This window comes from Erysipelothrix sp. HDW6B, from assembly GCF_011301115.1.
Lineage (GTDB): Bacteria > Bacillota_I > Bacilli_A > Erysipelotrichales > Erysipelotrichaceae > Erysipelothrix > Erysipelothrix anatis.
This window is the reverse complement of sequence record NZ_CP049860.1, coordinates 469709-486967: the sequence shown is the minus strand read 5'-3', so window position 1 is coordinate 486967 and position 17259 is coordinate 469709. Positions and strand designations below refer to the sequence as shown.

Below are 17259 nucleotides of genomic sequence, written 5' to 3'. Positions count from 1 at the left end.
TCTTCTCCCTTTAGACTATATGTTTGATCATTTTGATGTGTGATGTCCCATAGATTTGGAAGTTATTTCCACTCACTTCAAAACCATGTTTCTCATACATCGGACTGACTTGTGTTTGTGCAAAAATTGATATCAACAATGCACTACTTGACTGAATAAATTTAACCGCTTCAATAATGAGCTGTTTCCCTAGCGATTGGTTTCGATAATCCTTTGCCACAGAGACACGTTCAATGTAGGCAACATCGCCCTCATTTCGAATACGACAACTTGCAACAATTTTTCCGGCATCTTCATAAAGGATATGTGTACACGTTTCATCATGAATGTCTTCAATGACGCATTCATCCAAACCTTGCTCCAATACAAAGACTTCTTTTCGAATTGTTTTAAGTGCATGCCATTCGGGCATATTTCTGACATTTTGAATAATCGTTCTCATGCACACCTAATCCTCAACTTATACTATAAATAATGGTTTAATTTCTTTTGAACTTACCGCCACTAAACCCAAGTCTGACATTTTCGCTTCTGGAATCACGATTAACGACAATGTTGTAATTCGCATTAGTGGATTCACAAATTCTGTCATTCCTAAAGTACGATTGGCTTCCTTCATTTTTCGGTTTTCGATGGCAAGTGCTTCAGCTTCAAGCTGAGACATCAAACCAAAAACAGGTAAGTCTAATGTATGCAAGACTTCATTATCTTTAACTGCAGACATACCGCCACCTTGATGCATCAAGGCATTCGCAGCACAGAGGGCATTTTGAGTGTTGTTGTAGACTATCGTGAGGTTATGCGAATCATGAGAAACCGTTGACGCTAATGCTCCGCCTTCCATGCCAAAATTTTTGACAATGCCCAATGCGATGCCATCATTATTTTTATGACGATTCACAACAGCAACAAAATTAAATGACTCTGGTAAAACAATGCGTGAGTCCACAACTTCCATTTCAAACTGAGACACAGTTGTCAGGGAAGAGTGTGGTGAATGGTATTCAATACCATGCATCATGATTGTTCCATTTTCAATTGGAGCGATAATCTCAAAGTCGCTCAGACTTAGTTCATCTACAAAGACTGTATTCTCTAATTCAATTGGATCTACAAGTGCAAGAATTTCAACATCTAATGAACCCTCTGATGCAACCTGTTTTCCTTCATAGAAGACACGCGCTGGATGGATTGCGTCCAAAGTATCCACAACAAGCATGTCCGCAATGTGTCCTGGTGCAATTGCCCCTAGGTTATCTATTTGAACCTCACGCGCTGTATTGAATGATGCACAACGAATCGCATCAATTGGATTCATTCCATAAGAAATGGCTGCGTTCACCACTTCGTTCATATGCCCATGCACTAAAACATCTTCCGCTTCTTTATCATCGGTACACAGGCATAGCGTATCTAAATAACGTGAACCTTTGACTGCTTCCCAAATATCTTTAACATTTTTTGTAATTGAACTTTCGCGTGCATCGACAAATAGACCTGCTCGAAGTTTTTCTAAACCTTCTGCTCCAGAACGAGATTCGTGACAGCTTCGTGGTCCACCACAAATATATGCCGACAAATCACGACCAGATACTGATGGCGCATGACCTTGAATAAAGAGACCACGTTGTTCCGATGCAGCAATAATGTCCATCATACGAGCTTCACCATTAATTACACCCAAGTAGTCCATAACTTCTGCAAGACCAATAACACGATCCAATGATGCAAGTGTTTCAATCTCTTGAACTCCAAACTCTGCACCCGAGTTTTCAAGACCAAGCACTGATGGAACACAACTTGGAATATCAACAAAGTGACGCATCGGAAGTCCTTCTGCACTATCATGCATATATTGAACACCTCGAACTCCAGTGACATTTGCTGCCTCATGTGGATCTGTAATAATGGTCGTTGTCCCATGTGGTAACGCTGCCTTAGTAAAATTGCGCGGTGTGAGCATCGTTGATTCAATGTGCATATGGGCGTCAATCAATCCTGGAATGACGTATCTTTTCTCCACATCAATTATTTCTTTTCCATGTACATTATCGCGATTGTCATATTCAACGTGCGCTATCGCATTATCAGAAACATAGATGTCCCCAAGACGAATTTCTCCTGTAAAGACATTTAGAATTTGTGCATTTGTAAGTACGATATCCGCCTGAACGTCCCCACGCGCAGTCGCAATCAACTTACTTTTATCTGTGTATTTAAGCTTCATAACGAGCCTCCCAACTAAACTTCAGTAAGGGCCGCATTTTTAACACTTGAATCATCAGTTGTTGTTTAATCCCGTAATTTTAAACAAACATACTGGCCTTCAATGCAATGAAAAAAGAACCTCTCGTTATGCTCAGTTCGCATACCGAAGTCGTGCATTACCACGTGCTTCGAAAAAGGTTCTTTGTTTTTCGTTATATTTTGTCATTAAAAGCGATTGTATTGCCACACATGCAACCGTGTTAAAGTTGCTAAAGATCGATGAACGGAATGTCTTATTGCATACACTTAAAAAATCAGAATTTAGAATGAATTCTGTAAACTGACTGTTTTGATGTAAATTTAGTGTTTCACAGTTTGAGAAACAAGAAAAATAAGATATCTGATTCATCAGTATCTCCTTACTCTAATTCCGATATCTCAAACGTAGAATACGTCATAGTACTTAATTTACGGTTAAGTGTAGAGACTGTCCACCAATTTGGACATTATATAACGGAATAAACACAGTATACCACACTCAAAGCGACATACAATATTTATGACAAAGATTCGTCTTCATAATTTGTTAAAGAATAATCAACTACACTTTTATAGAACTTCTATTTGTTCATTTTTAAGTGTTTGTTTAATTTCTTATAAGCCCACTCGTAGTGACTTGTTGTTGAAGAAACACAGTAACTTCCCACTGTTGATGTTGGAGCCCAGTTGAAGTATGCTTTCGAAAACAAAGCGTCATTACTGAGCGTATCGATTAGCGACATTACCTGATCATGACTTTTAATAAGCATTGCTTTTGCTGTTTCTAACGATGTCATTTGGTGCTTTTCAATGAATGTAACGTTCATGGCACCATAACTCTTCCAATTGTATGGATCTGGCAGAAATGGGACGTCATTACCCTCGAGATTATTTTGAATCCAGTGTAGTAGTAGCTCATGCCACTCGTATAAATGAATGAGAACTTCTTTGACGCTCTTGTCACGGCGCCAATGTGCTTCTTTCAGTTTGTCATCATCAAATCGTAGTGGCGTCATTATAACTGCTTCAGGCATATCGTTAATACACGTCATCAATTTCTTAAATGATTTTTCGGACGCTTCTTGAAGATCTATTTTAGTTGTTGGTCTTGCCATACTCTGCTCCTTTTTGAATTAATTACCAGTATATAAATTATACACCAATCACAAAGTGGATGTAATTGACATATTGAAAGAAAGAACTCCAGGAATTGGAGTTCTTTTCGGTTATTCTTTACCTTTTATACTCACAAACAGTGTTAATAAGCCACTAAAAATTACGAGAACCGCTAAAATAAGATTAGTACTTTGATTTAAACCGGTATTCGGCAATATCGCAATTTCCGATACTTCCTTCTTTTCATCTGCATCAATTTTTGGCGTTTCACCGTCATGATTCGTATTCCCTGACTCATCGGTATCAGAATTGATTTTACTCCATTTGGCATGTAATGTGAGATCAGCTTCAATAACTGTATCAAAATCAAATGCTTGTTGAAGGGCACTATCTTGGAACCAACCGTCAAAGGTATAGCCTTCGCGGATAGGTGCTTCAGGTTGTGCTACCCTTTCTTTGTCTAAAATCGATTGGGATGTGGCTTCACTTCCGTCGTTACCATTAAATGTCACTGTATGATAGACATCAATTTTACTCCATTTGGCATGTAACGTGAGATCAGCTTCAATAACTGTATCAAAATCAAATGCTTGTTGAAGAGCACTGTCTTGGAACCAACCGTCAAAGGTATAGCCTTCACGGGTAGGTGCTTCAGGTTGCGCTACTTTTTCTTTATCTAAAATTGATTGGGATGCGATTTCATTTCCATCGTTACTATTAAATGTCACTGTATGATAGACATCGATTTTATTCCATTTGGCATGTAATGTGAGATCAGATTCGATGATCGTATCAAAATCAAAAGCTTGTTGAAGGGCACTATCTTGGAACCAACCATCGAAAGTATAGCCTTCACGGGTAGGTGCTTCAGGTTGCGCTATTTTTTCTTTATCTAAAATTGATTGGGATGTGACTTCACTTCCGTCGTTACTATTAAATGTCACTGTATGATAGACATCGATTTTATTCCATTTGGCATGTAATGTGAGATCTGCTTCGATGATCGTATCAAAATCAAATGCTTGTTGAAGGGCACTATCTTGGAACCAACCGTCAAAGGTATAGCCTTCACGGGTAGGTGCTTCAGGTTGTGCTACTCTTTCTTTGTCTAAAATTAATTGGGATGTGATTTCACTTCCATCGTTACTATTAAATGTCACTGTATGATAGACAAGTTCGGGTAAATCGACAGCGTTTATACGCATCCACATCACACCCTGAGCATCGTAGGATCTATCGGATGATAAGAGAAGAAAGTTTCCTGCAGAAAAGTCGATATGGCCGGAATTAATAATTTCTTCGACATGTTCATTGTCATACACAACACGCCCATCATCAAATGTTCCGTAATAAGGAATATCGTATTCACTTAATTTTAGTGGCTCATAACCTGCTGATGCTGTCGGTGGAACAATGCAATCTAAATCCAAGAAATAGACATCGTTTTCAGTATCATATGACATCGTCAACATTGGTGTTAAGCCATCGATAGATAACTTACGACGAACACCTGTCTCAGAATAAGGATATGTCAAAGCACTAAAGTCAGTTATTTGATTTCGCTCACGACCGCGATCACTCACACTAACATTCAACGTACTTAAGTTGTGCATCGACTCCACACCATCCAAATTCGTTAACTGCGCATCACTCAAGTTTAATGTCTTTAAATCCGTTAAGTTTGCGATTGGGACGATAGTCGTCACAATAGAATGCTTTAAGGTTAGGCTTGTTAGTGATTCAATCTTAGAAAGTGAAACCAAATGTTCATCACTAAACGGAGAAAAAAACGAAGTAAATGTATTCAACTTTAGATTCTCAACAGGAACCAAAAAATTTTCATTCGATGCAATTGCATTATGTGTTATATCTGATTGTTCTGTAAATGTGAGTGACTTAAGATTCATTAGGGACTCAAGCGCAGCAATATCCTCAATCGGTAAATTGGATAGACTCAAAGAGGTTAACGAATTTTGCAACACTTCAATACCATCTAAAGAAGTCCAACCTGTATTAGCAATTGATAATGACTCCAAGTTCTCTAATTTTCCTAGATCGCTATCAAAGGACACATGTCCATCATCTTCATATAAAGAGAGAGATTTCACGGTCCGAAGATCGTTTTCTGTAATGTCATCCGTCTTTTTAAGGACCTGAGCGACAGCCTTGGCTGTTTGTGGACGACTAAAATAGTCATCAATTGATTTACCAGCAGCACTGATATTCATGATTGGCACGAGTAAAAGTACCATGCAAAGTGAAAATCCTAGTTTTATTATTTTTTTCATAATATGTACCTCTTGACAATATATTAATAAAATTTAAGGTTTTCATGTTCAAGATGTATTAAATGTCTCAAATCACGTCACGAACACCACCCTGTATAGCTTAAAAATAACTAAGTCACTTGCCTCATGTGCAATCCAGGACAATTACAGATAATTGTCATAGTATTTTAATTAAAATAGGATTATGATAAAGAATATATGACAACCTGCAATTTCATGGATGCAACACCATTTCTGCATCCACATGATTGCATCGATGAAAAGAGGAACTACCATGGAATTTATGGATAACAAACAAAAGAAAAAGCCAAAATTAAGATACATCATTGGTGCAACCGTACTTTCTGTAATTCTTGCACTCTTCATTGTTAATCAACTTACTCCATGGCCATTCGATATGATGTTTCGGGCATTTAACAGTCAGAATAAAAATGCAATTACTCTCGGCCCTTATGAGAATGACATTGCTCAAGTTGTAGCCCAAGAACCAATATCCATTCCTGTGACCGGATATCCGGACGCAACAATCACAATATATGATATCCCTAACAACCAAACCAAGCCACTTGTTTTCTTTATTCACGGTGGTGGTTGGATACTTGGTGACTCAACACAGCTTGAGTCATTAGGAAAACTTATCGCATCACGAGGATACGTAGTTGCATCTTTAGACTATTCTTTAGCACCCGAGCATACTTATCCGACTCCAGTTCACCAAGCACTTGAAGCACTTAGCTATTTGAACCTCAATGCCAATACCTATAACATTGATACAGAAAACATTTTTATTGGTGGTAATTCTGCCGGCGCACAACTATCAAGTCAAATTGCCTCCATTACTACGCAAACAAATCTTCAAGAACTATTTCCAGTAACATCTTACATTGAACCATCTCAGATTAAAGGATTGCTTCTTTTAAACGGTGTCTATAACTTTGATTCAGTAGGCAAAGCCGGGTTCCCAGGATTTGGAATGTTTGCATGGAGCTATACTGGAAAAAAACAATACACAAGTTATGAACGCATTCGTGAGTTATCAACCGTTTATCACGTTACCAATCAATATCCACCAACATTCATTACTGCCGGGGATGCCGACCCGTTAGAAGCACAGTCTTTCGAGTTCGAACTTAAACTCCGCGAAAATAATGTCCCTGTCACAAGCGTATATTGGACAGGAAGTCACGAAAATCTCAATCATGATTACTTCTTTGATCTAAGTAGAAAACCCTCTCAAGAGATGTTTGAAACAATGATGACATTCATGCAGCAAAACGTTACACAGCCTATTAAAAACTGAAGCACTAATACTATGATGGCATAATAATCCAACGAGATTTAATGTCATCTTTTTTTATGTCATAATCCAATTGATTGCGCCAACAACTATAATAGCGATATAATGATGTAATCGAATTAATAAAAAGAAAGGAGTCTATTCATTAATTCAGAGACACTACCGATAAGGAGATCTTTATGAATATTATTGTTGAACCATATAATGAACAATGGCCAACACGCTTCGAGATAGAAGCACGTAAAATTAGTGATGGATTAGGAGATAATTTAGTACAACTCCATCATATAGGAAGTACTGCAGTCCCAGGTCTCAGTGCTAAACCAGTTATCGACATTCTACTCATCGTTTCAAGTTTAGAAGTACTTGACCAAAGTGATCATCACTTTGACGTTCTTGGCTACGAGGTCATGGGCGAATTTGGAATGGAAGGTAGACGCTACTACCGTAAAGGCGGTGATGACCGAACGCACCAAATCCACGCATTTGAAGTCCATAGTATTTATGACATAGAACGGCACTTAATCTTTAGAGACTACCTGCGCGCTCATCCCACAGACCGACTCGCATATCGTGATCTTAAAGAAAGAATTGCACTTGAATACCCCTTCGATATTGACGGTTATGGGGATGCAAAAGACGCATTAGTAAAAGAACTTGAGCGGAAGGCTCTTCTTTGGTACTACAAAAACAAACGCTAGTTAGAGAATAATAAAAAGCTCCATTATTAGGAGCTTTTTTAGTGGTAGTTTAACTTATAAATTATCGTAATAATGACATCGATTACTGCCTTAATCACAGTTCCATTTCCCATTTTCAAAGTTGCAAGCATTTCCACCTGGTCCTTCTTCAACAAGTTCTAAGTGATGCTCTTGCTCCTTTTCAGCAAGTTTTTTCTTAAGAACCTCAATGAGATAGTTTTCATCGAGCGCGCCATTAATGAGATATTTTCCCTCAACAACAAGACTTGGTACGCTTCGGATTCCATATGTCTTTACACGCTCAAAGTCAGCTTCAACGGCATTCAATGCTTCACCAGACTCAAAATATTTTAACCACAGATCGAAATCAAGATTTACCGTCTTGATAATGTCTTTAACGACTTCAACGTTACTTACATCACGAGTATCCGTAAAGAGTCCTTTTTGTAGTGCATCAAATGCATCCCAATATAAATCATCGCCACCTACTAAATACGCTGCTTTTGCCGCAGTCAATGGAACAAGTGATGTCGGAAATAGAAACGACTCTTGTTTCATTCCTTCAATGTTAAAGCGATGTAAAGTATCATTTTCATTTGCATGTTCCCAATGATTCATGATTTCTTTTTTTGCACCCTCATGCGAGCCAAACATCATTACGAGATCATCCGAGCTTTGTGCAAGCGCAAATGACCGATGAATAATGTTTAACTCAGGCACGGCTTTAGAAATCTCCCTCATTCTATATGACATTGGATAGCAAAAACTACAAATCACGTCATGAAAAAATTCTACATTTAATGTTGCCATAATTTCCCCTCCATCATTAGTTTACTTTTCAACTATATTTCTATTATATCAATCGAACGCAACGGTGACTAGAAGCATGCATTATACTTTTTCATGTAGATTGACTCCGATGCGCTAAGGACACATTAACAAACGACACCCCTTAAATCTTTTTCGACATTTTCGAATCATGTCCGACCTGCAACATAAATCCAGACATCCTATTACTACATAGAGTTTTCTTACTAGTTTTCTAATTCTACATTCCAACTTGCATTATAGTTATAACACAACCGAAATAATTAGGAGGTTACAATCATGGATCAAGCTTCCCTGGACATTTAGAACCTACTAATGTAAAAAAAACGAGTTTAGTAACTGAACTCGAATTAAATTTATATTGGATCGAGCATACATGATTGCCGAACATTTGTGAACTCAAAAGTTCTGTTTAACTTATGTATTTATACATCAAAGTCCATTATTGGTCAACTATTTTAGTGCTTTTTATATAATCTCTCGCTATTTTTAGAATCACAAGCGCATAATCAATCATGAACGATTTTTTATCTTCAGTTAACTTTTCTCTTACACTAAACATTGCTTAATCTCCACGTCTGAAAACATGTAACTTTCCATTGAAACTAGTCACGTCATTAGGGGTAATCAATCCGAACGTCAAATCATGAAAAGGAATTGAATAAAAGCATGCGTGCTTCATTGATACGAACATTCAACCTACACTTGAGGATTAACGATGAAAAGTTCTTAAATGCGATTCAAGAATACATCGATACTAACAAAAGTATCGACATAAAAGTATGTCAAGAAAAATTGAAATATAATTTGAATTAATTAATTGGGAAGAAGGTCTATAAACACCACTTATAAGTGGGTTTAAGATATAAATTCTAAAATAACATAATGAGTATCCTTTGCAGGGATACTCGATTATGAATACTAATGGTATAATATACTCATAGAGTTACATTAGATACTTCTAGTGACTGTGTGAGCAAACTTGCTCACTTTTTTATTTCATGAATAAATATGATAAACTAAAATTAACTTAAATATATCGGGAGGGTTATATGGAAGCGTTAAAAAAATGGATTAGTACAAAGAATGGGAAAATAATTACTGGAGTCGTTGTCGTTACATTGATACTTGGTGGGATTACAATTGCAGCACTCTTACAAAATAAATCAGTGGACTATCAATTGGAGTACGTGGGTAAAGATAACGTAAATATTGTTGTTGAATATGGATCATCAATTAAGAATGAAGATATTACATCGAAATATGTTCTTAAAGCAAATGGAGAACTCGTTGATACAAACAAATTTACAATCTCAGTAGATTCAATTAAATCAGATACAGTATCTTATAAAATGACGGACGAACAAAGATTAACAATGGCAACTGCAGACATTTTTGATTTATATGAGTTCCATCTTGCTCTTATGAATGAAAATGGTGGTGGCAAACCAACTAAATATGAAGTGAAGGCATTTGATGGGGCTAAGGAAATCGCGTCAACATCCTTTGATGTTATTGTGGTTGATACCGTAGCACCAACGATTGAGGGAGAAGCAGAAATAATTCTGAATCATGATGAACCATTTGATGTAACACAATACAAAGCATTTGATCCTGTTGATGGTGAATTACCTGTTACCGTACTTGAAGGTTCAGGAAATGTTGTAGATGGTTCCACAATAATGAAGTTATCTGCAGTCGACCAAAATGACAACCAAACTATTAAAGAAGTGAAAGTAACATTTAAAGCTTAAGAGGATGAATAAGCACTTCCAGAGACTGGAAATGATGGAAACAGTTCATCAAACAGTGGCAGTTCAAACAATGGTGGTGGATCAACAAACAATGGAAATTCATCAAACAGTGGTGGTAATACTACTCAACCTGAAAAACCTAAACCTGTAGAACCAACAAGACCAACATATCAACCTGGAGAGCATGTCGGCGATGGATTGTATTTCTACCATGATTATGGCGTCTTCGAAGGGTGTGACGCGGTTGTGTTTGATGTGTTGATTGAAAACTCTTGGGAGTGGGATTCAAACATCTGCGATTCTGGCGGAAAAATGTTTTATACAAAACGATAAGAGCGAGAAATCGCTCTTTTTTATTGGGAAGGGGTAAAGTCATGTATGTGTGTTGAAAGGGTAGAAGTCCTTAATGTAGTAAATCAATAAACTTGGGTGCCGAAAGGCATCTTTTCTTTTATCAATGAGGAGGAAAATATGAAAAAGAAACTAAGTAAATTGAGTTTATCATTATTAATGATACATAGTAGTTTTGCAGTATTTGCACAACCACTAAGCGCTGATAATTCAGAGGTATATTCAAACGAAGACCATAGTGTAATTGTTGAAACGACACGAACACAGTCAAAAGATGGGGTTGGTCTTGAATTCGCAACGAATACCGATGAAAAAATTGTGGTTGATGATATTCAACACAATCAAGAAAGCATAACGAGTGGTGACTATAAATACTCTTATGTTGTTGGAAAGAACGGTGATTACAAGTTCACTGTAAAATACTCGCAAACATTATAATTGGAAGAAGCCAATAAAGCGCCTAAAAAGCGCGTGTTTGAAACTACAATTTGTGTCTTCTGTTTAATACAGTAAGATGCTGGTTGTGAGTCTTACTCAGGATTGCCGTCTTTTGTAAGATGTAAAATTGAACTTGGGAGTTTAGGAGCCTTAGGGCTCTTTTTTTTTACTCACATTTATATTTTTCGAAAACTTCTTCAATAGTGTATCCTAACTGTGATGCAACTTGATCAGCAGTCTTCAGCGAAATGCCACCCTCGCCTTTTGTTAGTCTTACAATAGATTGCCGACTAATATCAATCATTGTTGATAATTGATTTGCACTTCCGACTTTACGTACTTCGTCATACATCAATTCTTGAAATATCCTGGTTAAACCTTTACTCACGTTCTACACCTCCTAAATACGCAAAAAAGCGAGTTCGTTAAACGAACTCGCATAATGTCCACAATTGGCTGGGCCACCTGGGATCGAACCAGGGAATGTCAGAGTCAAAGTCTGATGCCTTACCGCTTGGCTATGGCCCAATACATTGAGTGCTTTCAAGGCTATTCCCTTGATTGCTTACTCATTATATCATACGACATGTACAATGCAAGCCTAAAATACAAAAATTGTAATAATTTAGATTAGACCCACTTAACACACGATTTTCTACTACATAAAGTATGTTTATTAGGAAGAAAAGTGGTGAATAAGTCACCACTTTTACTATTATTTAATGACGAGTTCTGTCTCTGGATCGAAGAAGTGTGCTTTGTTGATGTTGAATGATAATTCAACTTCTTGATCAGCTTTATAAGTTTGGTTTACACCAACTTTTGCGATAAACTCATGACCACCAACAGATGCGTGAAGCATTGTCTCAGCACCCAATAATTCAGATACAACAACTTTTGCTTTAACAACTGAATCAGGGTTTGATTCAAGAACTAATAACTCATCATGAATATCTTCTGGACGAATTCCAAACACGACAGGTTTTCCTTCATATCCTTTTTCTTTAAGAAGTTTTAGTTTTCCTTCAGGAATGCGGAGGTTTAAGCCATGGCATTCAATATGGTCATTTTCAACAACACAGTGGAAGAAGTTCATTGCAGGAGATCCGATAAAACCAGCAACAAACATGTTAGCAGGTGTGTTATAAACTTCTTTAGGTGTACCGACTTGTTGTACAAATCCAGACTTCATGATTACGATACGGTCAGCCATTGTCATCGCTTCCGTTTGGTCATGGGTAACATAAACTGTTGTTGTTTGAAGACGGTGGTGTAGTTTTGTGATTTCAGCACGCATCGCTACACGTAATTTTGCATCCAAGTTACTCAATGGCTCATCCATCAAGAATACTTGTGCATCACGAACAATTGCACGACCCAACGCAACACGTTGACGCTCTCCACCAGATAATGCTGATGGTTTACGGTCCAAGTATGTATCAAGTCCTAAAATTTCAGCTGCATTTTTAACAGCTTTATCAATTTCGTCTTTTGGAGTCTTACGAATTTTAAGACCGAAAGCCATGTTGTCATAAACTGTCATATGTGGATAAAGTGCGTAGTTTTGGAAAACCATCGCAATATCACGATCTTTTGGTTCAACATCATTTACAAGACGATCTCCAATATAGAGTTCCCCTTCTGTAATATCTTCAAGACCAGCAATCATACGAAGAGTTGTTGATTTACCACATCCTGAAGGTCCAACAAAGACGATAAACTCTTTATCTTCAACCTCTAAATTAAAATCTGTTACTGAATAATTAGGGTTTTTATCATATTTTTTATGAATCCCTTTTAATGAAATACTTGCCATTGGAAAGTCCTCCTAAATTGTAATTCAATTATAATATAGCGGTTACATTTATGATATAGTATTTATGACCAATGATTTTGTGCAATGTGCAAGGAGACGATTATGGACTTCAAACAGTTAAAAACTTTATATCCAATTGGAACAATTCAAAAGCATAAAAGTAATCTTACCTCAGTACTATCCTTATATAATGGTTACGAGTATTTTGTCCTACCGAAAGATTTGCTGAGCAGTAGCGAGATTCAATTATTACAATCACTAACAATTCGACAAGAACGTTCCTCACCATGGTATGATTTTTTGTATCATCAAATCCTGTCATCACAATTTGAATCAAAATACTTTCAAGTGATACACTTCATGGTTGAGAATCTTCACGATAGCTATGACCTTTGGCTTGAATCGTTCACATCATTTATTCCAAATATCGAAGAAGCATTTTTTGTCGATGAACGGTATGGTATCTGCATTGTGAATTCACCGATTGTAAGTTCAGAACGTATTGAAGGGTCTATCGCTACATTGGATGATGATTTTGGTACTAAAACATCCTTATTTATTGGGATCAATGCACCAGCAGATAATTCATTCCCTTATATATATAACGAAGAACGTGCAATTTTCACTTCGAACTATCAGAGTCAAAAAGTTCAATCTTTTAAATCCTTATACATTCGTCACTACTTGAAATCAAGCCTTGTCGATTCCACCTATGTTCAAATTATCAAACACCAAATCTACAGTTTTGAAGATATGGAAACACTCATTCGAACAATGTGGAATGAGCAAGGAAATATAACATCTACAGCACAAGCACTTTTCGTACATCGGAATACACTTAATTACCGCATCGATAAATTCTATGAACTAACAGGACTTCAGCTTCGAAAACTGGACGATTTATTGCTCTGTTACTTAATAATTCATTAAAAGAACATTAATTGTGTTCTTTTTTTGCATATCTTTGGCATAACTATAATATAGAACTTTCATCGTGCTATAATAAAAAGGTTATAGGAGGATTATTGATTCATATGGATTTATTTGAAGGACTTAAATCAAAAATTAAGGGACGCGATATTAAAGTTGTCTTCCCTGAAGGTACAGACGCACGTATCATCGGAGCTGCTGTCCGTTTAGCGTCTGATGGATTACTTCACCCAATTGTATTAGGTGATCCAGCAGAAATTGCAAAAATTGCTGAAGAAAAAGGATTTATGGTAGAGCGTTTGGAGATCATCAACCCTGAAACTTATTCAGAAAAAGATGCAATGGTAGATGCATTAGTAGAGCGTCGTAATGGCAAACTTGCACGCGAAGATGCATTTAACTGGATTAAAGATGTTAACTATTTTGGTACAATGTTAACATATATGGGACTGGCAGATGCTATGGTAAGTGGTGCAGTTCACTCAACAGGTGACACTGTCCGTCCTGCATTACAAATTATCAAAACAAAACCAGGTGTCTCGCGTACAAGTGGAGCATTCATTATGTCAAAACGTAATGAAACATACCTATTCTCTGATTGTGCAATTAACATCAACCCTTCAGCTCAAGAATTAGCTGAAATTGCTGTTGAATCAGCACGCACAGCAGAATTATTCGGAATTGACCCTGTTGTTGCAATGATGAGTTTCTCAACAAAAGGATCAGCATCAAGTCCAGATGTTGAAAAAGTTATCGAAGCAACACGTATCGCTAAAGAACTTGGACCAGAATTCAAGATTGATGGCGAGTTACAATTTGATGCAGCATTCGTTCCAACAGTTGCTGAACTAAAGGCACCTGAATCAGATGTAGCAGGACAAGCAAAAGTATTTGTTTTCCCAGAAATTCAATCTGGAAACATCGGATACAAAATTGCACAACGTCTTGGTGGATTCGAAGCAATTGGACCAATCTTACAAGGTTTAAACAAACCAGTTTCTGACCTTTCACGCGGATGTGTTGAAGAAGATGTTTACAAATTAGCAATCATCACTGCAGCACAAACCTTGCTTTCATAATTCAATCAAATATTACATAAAACTATCTGTATTCAGATAGTTTTTTATTTGCTTAAACGCACTTAAATAGCCGTAATTTTGCATTTTTTAAATTAAATCAAAATAATTCATATTTACTGTTGACTATCCTTAGGGGGTCATGGTATATTATTAAGGCGTTAAGGAAACAAGACGTCATGGAGGATTAGCTCAGTTGGGAGAGCATCTGCCTTACAAGCAGAGGGTCAGCGGTTCGAGCCCGTTATCCTCCACCATGCCGACTTAGCTCAATTGGTAGAGCAACTGATTTGTAATCAGTAGGTTGGGGGTTCAAGTCCTCTAGTCGGCACCAGTTTTTAATAAGATGAATGGGGAGATAGCGAAGTGGCTAAACGCGGGTGACTGTAAATCATCTCCTTAGGGTTCGGCGGTTCGAATCCGTCTCTCCCCACCATTCGTGTCCCGTTAGCTCAGTCGGTAGAGCAACTGACTTTTAATCAGTGGGTCGTAGGTTCGAATCCTACACGGGACACCATTTCTTATTATAACAACAAATATGCGGGTGTAGTTTAATGGTAAAACTCCAGCCTTCCAAGCTGGCTACGGGAGTTCGATTCTCCTCACCCGCTCCAATATAAAATCAACACATCGATAAGATGTTTTTTTTTGCTTAAATCGATCTCAAATGTAAAAAAATAACAGAATTTCGAAATAGTTATTTACTCTGAATTCAATTAGAAGTATAATTACTATACGCAAACGGAGGATTAGCTCAGTTGGGAGAGCATCTGCCTTACAAGCAGAGGGTCAGCGGTTCGAGCCCGTTATCCTCCACCATGCGGGTGTAGTTTAATGGTAAAACTCCAGCCTTCCAAGCTGGCTACGGGAGTTCGATTCTCCTCACCCGCTCCAATATGAAAACAAAACCACGTAAACGTGGTTTTTATTTTGATTATCATCGATGTTTTACATGACTTTGCCATCAATTTCTATATGTAATACTGACGCATTAATACTTTTCACTCACTGTAAAAACAACACTTGATTGTATTGTCCCGCTTTTATACTTTTTTTATCTTTTAGGCTTTACATGTGTACTGATTCGGTGTATTATAGGTAAGCGTTACGGAGGATTAGCTCAGTTGGGAGAGCATCTGCCTTACAAGCAGAGGGTCAGCGGTTCGAGCCCGTTATCCTCCACCATGCCGACTTAGCTCAATTGGTAGAGCAACTGATTTGTAATCAGTAGGTTGGGGGTTCAAGTCCTCTAGTCGGCACCATGTTGTCCCGTTAGCTCAGTCGGTAGAGCAACTGACTTTTAATCAGTGGGTCGTAGGTTCGAATCCTACACGGGACACCATTTCATATTATAAAAATGCGGGTGTAGTTTAATGGTAAAACTCCAGCCTTCCAAGCTGGCTACGGGAGTTCGATTCTCCTCACCCGCTCCAATATAAATTTCGATAAACGTCTTAAAGAGATTGCATACTCTTGAGACGTTTTTTTATTGTTATAGGATATTCAATTGTTAGTATCACTACTAAAATCTTAATTAAAAAAGACAGCCACTGAATGACGAATGCATTCGGTGTCTGCCTTTGAATCTATTGTTGAGCCACTAAAATAGCTTCAATAAAATCGAGTATCGCTTCTGAGTTATTGTCTTTTTCTAATACCACATCTGAGATATCTTTTACTCCTGGTCTTGCATTACCAACCGCAACCCCTATTCCTGCTTTTTTAAGCATTTCGATATCATTATCGTTATCTCCAAATGCAAGAATTTCTGAATCTTTAACATTCAATATTTTTTGGATTTTTTCTATCCCTTTAGCTTTGTGAACTCCAGGTTGGATCAAATCTATTGCAGTGTTTCCGCTCGTGACTGGCGTGATACCATCTCCCAAGACACGATGAAAATCTTCAAGCATTACCTCTAAATCTTGAGGCTCCACAATAAGTGCAAATTTGAGAATATCATCCGCAACATTTTCCAGTGAGTCAACCCACTGAATTCGATGATTATAGTTAATAGCAAGGTCATAGAACGCTTGTGTTTGTTCTTTCGTTAGATATGCAGACTGTTTACCACATACCAAAATATTTACACCTTCGTATCCCCCAACGATATCGAATACTTTATGTACGGTATCCCACGGTATCACTTCATGATCAACGTCTTGGTAATGGTGAATCACGTTAGCACCATTATCCGACACAAAGGACATTTCTTTATGGCGGTGAAAGAATGAACGAAGTTGGTAGTATTGATTCCCACTCGCTACTACGAATTCGACATTTTGTGTTTTCATCATATCAAATAATAAATCAAAGCGTTGTCGATTGTATTCTTTCACATCACTTAAAAAAGTTCCATCCATATCAACAGCAATCAATTTTATCATATTTTAGTCACCCTTCTTATGGCCAAACTC

The 17259-nt window shown here is 37.4% G+C and carries 14 protein-coding genes, 12 tRNA genes and 1 riboswitch; of the genes, 17 read left to right on the top strand and 9 right to left on the bottom strand.

The features are described from left to right. Nucleotides 1–10: 10 nt before the first annotated feature. The 4 genes from G7061_RS02305 to G7061_RS02290 all read right to left on the bottom strand — a co-directional run bounded on the left by G7061_RS02305 (nucleotide 11) and on the right by G7061_RS02290 (nucleotide 5651). Nucleotides 11–442 carry a GNAT family N-acetyltransferase gene (locus G7061_RS02305; protein WP_159639627.1) on the bottom strand — a complete coding sequence of 144 codons (432 nt, stop codon included), beginning with the start codon at nucleotides 440–442 and terminating at the stop codon, nucleotides 11–13. Between the two features lie 18 nt (nucleotides 443–460). Continuing rightward, the gene (gene ade, locus G7061_RS02300) at nucleotides 461–2227 is read right to left on the bottom strand and encodes an adenine deaminase (protein ID WP_166118357.1); all 1767 of its coding nucleotides are present in this window, start codon (nucleotides 2225–2227) and stop codon (nucleotides 461–463) included. Between the two features lie 418 nt (nucleotides 2228–2645). After that, nucleotides 2646–2742, bottom strand: a riboswitch (purine riboswitch). An 86-nt stretch (nucleotides 2743–2828) separates the two neighbouring features. Next, a complete protein-coding gene (locus G7061_RS02295) occupies nucleotides 2829–3362 on the bottom strand; it encodes a ClbS/DfsB family four-helix bundle protein (RefSeq protein WP_166118355.1) in 534 nt (177 codons plus the stop codon). Between the two features lie 111 nt (nucleotides 3363–3473). Further along, nucleotides 3474–5651, bottom strand: coding sequence for an InlB B-repeat-containing protein (locus tag G7061_RS02290; protein WP_166118340.1), 2178 nt, complete (start codon nucleotides 5649–5651; stop codon nucleotides 3474–3476). Between the two features lie 274 nt (nucleotides 5652–5925). Here G7061_RS02290 and G7061_RS02285 point away from each other — a divergent pair, with 274 nt between their 5' ends. Both G7061_RS02285 and G7061_RS02280 read left to right on the top strand, forming a co-directional pair. After that, nucleotides 5926–6951, top strand: a complete 1026-nt coding sequence (locus tag G7061_RS02285) for an alpha/beta hydrolase (protein ID WP_166118338.1) — start codon at nucleotides 5926–5928, stop codon at nucleotides 6949–6951. Between the two features lie 176 nt (nucleotides 6952–7127). Beyond that, nucleotides 7128–7649, top strand: a complete 522-nt coding sequence (locus G7061_RS02280; protein WP_166118335.1) for a GrpB family protein — start codon at nucleotides 7128–7130, stop codon at nucleotides 7647–7649. A gap of 90 nt (nucleotides 7650–7739) precedes the next feature. On the opposite strand, the gene G7061_RS02275 is transcribed toward G7061_RS02280, so the two are convergent. Continuing rightward, the gene (locus G7061_RS02275) at nucleotides 7740–8459 is read right to left on the bottom strand and encodes a DsbA family protein (RefSeq protein WP_159639634.1); all 720 of its coding nucleotides are present in this window, start codon (nucleotides 8457–8459) and stop codon (nucleotides 7740–7742) included. 1070 nt (nucleotides 8460–9529) lie between these two features. Between G7061_RS02275 and G7061_RS02270 the strand changes: the two genes are divergently transcribed. Next, on the top strand, nucleotides 9530–10231 hold the full coding sequence (locus G7061_RS02270; protein WP_166118332.1) for a hypothetical protein: 702 nt from the start codon (nucleotides 9530–9532) through the stop codon (nucleotides 10229–10231). Between the two features lie 471 nt (nucleotides 10232–10702). Continuing rightward, nucleotides 10703–11020 (top strand): hypothetical protein, encoded by a 318-nt coding sequence (locus tag G7061_RS02265; protein ID WP_166118329.1) that lies wholly within the window; start codon nucleotides 10703–10705, stop codon nucleotides 11018–11020. Between the two features lie 166 nt (nucleotides 11021–11186). Here the strand turns inward: G7061_RS02265 and G7061_RS02260 are convergent, their stop codons facing one another. The 3 genes from G7061_RS02260 to G7061_RS02250 all read right to left on the bottom strand — a co-directional run bounded on the left by G7061_RS02260 (nucleotide 11187) and on the right by G7061_RS02250 (nucleotide 12836). Beyond that, nucleotides 11187–11408, bottom strand: a complete 222-nt coding sequence (locus tag G7061_RS02260) for a helix-turn-helix domain-containing protein (protein ID WP_166118326.1) — start codon at nucleotides 11406–11408, stop codon at nucleotides 11187–11189. A gap of 65 nt (nucleotides 11409–11473) precedes the next feature. Then, nucleotides 11474–11548, bottom strand: a tRNA-Gln gene (locus G7061_RS02255). Between the two features lie 187 nt (nucleotides 11549–11735). Beyond that, nucleotides 11736–12836, bottom strand: a complete 1101-nt coding sequence (locus tag G7061_RS02250; RefSeq protein WP_159639636.1) for an ABC transporter ATP-binding protein — start codon at nucleotides 12834–12836, stop codon at nucleotides 11736–11738. A gap of 102 nt (nucleotides 12837–12938) precedes the next feature. On the opposite strand from G7061_RS02250, the gene G7061_RS02245 reads away from it, so the two are divergent. The 13 genes from G7061_RS02245 to G7061_RS02185 all read left to right on the top strand — a co-directional run bounded on the left by G7061_RS02245 (nucleotide 12939) and on the right by G7061_RS02185 (nucleotide 16275). Beyond that, nucleotides 12939–13766, top strand: coding sequence for a helix-turn-helix domain-containing protein (locus G7061_RS02245; protein WP_159645510.1), 828 nt, complete (start codon nucleotides 12939–12941; stop codon nucleotides 13764–13766). Between the two features lie 104 nt (nucleotides 13767–13870). Further along, nucleotides 13871–14845 (top strand): phosphate acetyltransferase, encoded by a 975-nt coding sequence (gene pta / locus G7061_RS02240; RefSeq protein WP_159636056.1) that lies wholly within the window; start codon nucleotides 13871–13873, stop codon nucleotides 14843–14845. A 178-nt stretch (nucleotides 14846–15023) separates the two neighbouring features. Next, nucleotides 15024–15099: transfer RNA gene (locus G7061_RS02235), tRNA-Val, on the top strand. 1 nt (nucleotide 15100) lies between these two features. After that, nucleotides 15101–15176, top strand: a tRNA-Thr gene (locus G7061_RS02230). Nucleotides 15177–15194: 18 nt separating this feature from the next. After that, nucleotides 15195–15278: transfer RNA gene (locus G7061_RS02225), tRNA-Tyr, on the top strand. 5 nt (nucleotides 15279–15283) lie between these two features. Next, nucleotides 15284–15359 (top strand) — tRNA-Lys (locus G7061_RS02220). Between the two features lie 23 nt (nucleotides 15360–15382). Continuing rightward, nucleotides 15383–15456: transfer RNA gene (locus G7061_RS02215), tRNA-Gly, on the top strand. Nucleotides 15457–15585: 129 nt separating this feature from the next. After that, nucleotides 15586–15661 (top strand) — tRNA-Val (locus tag G7061_RS02210). Between the two features lies 1 nt (nucleotide 15662). Continuing rightward, a tRNA-Gly gene (locus G7061_RS02205) sits at nucleotides 15663–15736 on the top strand. A 215-nt stretch (nucleotides 15737–15951) separates the two neighbouring features. Beyond that, a tRNA-Val gene (locus G7061_RS02200) sits at nucleotides 15952–16027 on the top strand. A gap of 1 nt (nucleotide 16028) precedes the next feature. Beyond that, nucleotides 16029–16104 (top strand) — tRNA-Thr (locus G7061_RS02195). 4 nt (nucleotides 16105–16108) lie between these two features. After that, nucleotides 16109–16184: transfer RNA gene (locus tag G7061_RS02190), tRNA-Lys, on the top strand. Nucleotides 16185–16201: 17 nt separating this feature from the next. Beyond that, a tRNA-Gly gene (locus G7061_RS02185) sits at nucleotides 16202–16275 on the top strand. A 153-nt stretch (nucleotides 16276–16428) separates the two neighbouring features. Here the strand turns inward: G7061_RS02185 and G7061_RS02180 are convergent. Then, nucleotides 16429–17229, bottom strand: coding sequence for a Cof-type HAD-IIB family hydrolase (locus G7061_RS02180; RefSeq protein ID WP_166118323.1), 801 nt, complete (start codon nucleotides 17227–17229; stop codon nucleotides 16429–16431). Nucleotides 17230–17259 lie beyond the last annotated feature (30 nt).

Bases quoted from the DNA above. Each gene is read 5' to 3' on its own strand.
- G7061_RS02280 (WP_166118335.1), top strand. From the start codon at position 7,128: ATGAATATTATTGTTGAACCATATAATGAACAATGGCCAACACGCTTC.
- G7061_RS02250 (WP_159639636.1), bottom strand. From the start codon at position 12,836: ATGGCAAGTATTTCATTAAAAGGGATTCATAAAAAATATGATAAAAAC.
- G7061_RS02270 (WP_166118332.1), top strand. From the start codon at position 9,530: ATGGAAGCGTTAAAAAAATGGATTAGTACAAAGAATGGGAAAATAATT.
- G7061_RS02245 (WP_159645510.1), top strand. From the start codon at position 12,939: ATGGACTTCAAACAGTTAAAAACTTTATATCCAATTGGAACAATTCAA.
- G7061_RS02290 (WP_166118340.1), bottom strand. From the start codon at position 5,651: ATGAAAAAAATAATAAAACTAGGATTTTCACTTTGCATGGTACTTTTA.
- G7061_RS02275 (WP_159639634.1), bottom strand. From the start codon at position 8,459: ATGGCAACATTAAATGTAGAATTTTTTCATGACGTGATTTGTAGTTTT.
- G7061_RS02295 (WP_166118355.1), bottom strand. From the start codon at position 3,362: ATGGCAAGACCAACAACTAAAATAGATCTTCAAGAAGCGTCCGAAAAA.
- G7061_RS02285 (WP_166118338.1), top strand. From the start codon at position 5,926: ATGGAATTTATGGATAACAAACAAAAGAAAAAGCCAAAATTAAGATAC.
- G7061_RS02180 (WP_166118323.1), bottom strand. From the start codon at position 17,229: ATGATAAAATTGATTGCTGTTGATATGGATGGAACTTTTTTAAGTGAT.
- G7061_RS02265 (WP_166118329.1), top strand. From the start codon at position 10,703: ATGAAAAAGAAACTAAGTAAATTGAGTTTATCATTATTAATGATACAT.
- pta (WP_159636056.1), top strand. From the start codon at position 13,871: ATGGATTTATTTGAAGGACTTAAATCAAAAATTAAGGGACGCGATATT.
- ade (WP_166118357.1), bottom strand. From the start codon at position 2,227: ATGAAGCTTAAATACACAGATAAAAGTAAGTTGATTGCGACTGCGCGT.
- G7061_RS02305 (WP_159639627.1), bottom strand. From the start codon at position 442: ATGAGAACGATTATTCAAAATGTCAGAAATATGCCCGAATGGCATGCA.